The 932-nt window shown below is 69.2% G+C and carries 1 protein-coding gene; it reads left to right on the top strand.

The genetic code is table 11. The annotated features are described in order from the left end of the window. Positions 1-932 (top strand): tyrosine-type recombinase/integrase (locus tag P0D89_RS53475; RefSeq protein WP_408379727.1); only part of this gene is annotated, 932 nt, incomplete at both ends.

The raw sequence follows: 932 nt of genomic DNA, 5'->3' as shown, positions 1-932 counted from the left end.
GTGCGCGCGTGGCTGGCCCGTTTCGTCGACACCAAAACCACGTTTGACAACTACCGCAAGGAAGCCGAACGGCTGCTGCTGTGGTCCGTCCTGCAGACCGGCAAACCGCTCGCCTCGCTCACGCACGAGGACCTGCTCGGCTACCAGCACTTTCTCGCCGATCCCCAGCCCGCCGCGCGATGGACCGCTGACGGCGGACGCAGGCATCCCCGCCACGATCCGCGCTGGCGGCCGTTCTCCGGCCCGCTGGCCGGCTCGAGCCAGCGCCAGGCGATGGTCATCCTCAACGTCATGTTTGCGTGGCTGGTGCAGGCCGGTTATCTGGCCGGCAATCCGCTGTCACTCTCGCGTCAGCGCAGCCGGCGGGCCAGCCCGCGCATCGTCCGGTATCTGTCGCCCGAGCTGTGGCTCGAGGTCAAGACCTACATCCAGGGCATGCCGGTGCAGACCGGTCGCGAGCGCGAACACCACGCCCGCGTGCGCTGGCTCTTTACCCTGCTCTATCTGGGCGGTCTGCGGATCACGGAGGTCGGCACCAACACGATGGGACGGTTTTTCCGTCGCGCTGACGAAACTGGCCAGGATCGCTGGTGGCTGGACGTGCTGGGCAAAGGCGGCAAGGAGCGGCTGGTGCCCGCCACCGCGGAAATGATGACGGAACTGGGCACCTACCGGCGGGCACGGGGACTGCCGGCCCTGCCTTCGCCGGGCGAGGACACGCCGCTGGTACTGCCGGTTGGCCAGTCGCGCAAGCCACTCACGCGCGCCGCGCTGCACCGGATCGTGAAGGATGTGTTTAGCGGTGCGGCGGACGCCCTGCGGGCGCGTGGTGACGACCATGCGCCGCGCGCGGACCGCCTCGGGCAGGCCTCGGCACACTGGCTGCGTCACACCGCAGGGTCCCACATGGCGGACCAGCAGGTCGATCTGCG

This window comes from Paraburkholderia sp. RL18-085-BIA-A, assembly GCF_046027075.1.
Taxonomy (GTDB): Bacteria; Pseudomonadota; Gammaproteobacteria; order Burkholderiales; family Burkholderiaceae; genus Paraburkholderia.
Note: the sequence above shows the minus strand (reverse complement) of the source record. Positions and strands in the feature narration are given on the sequence as shown.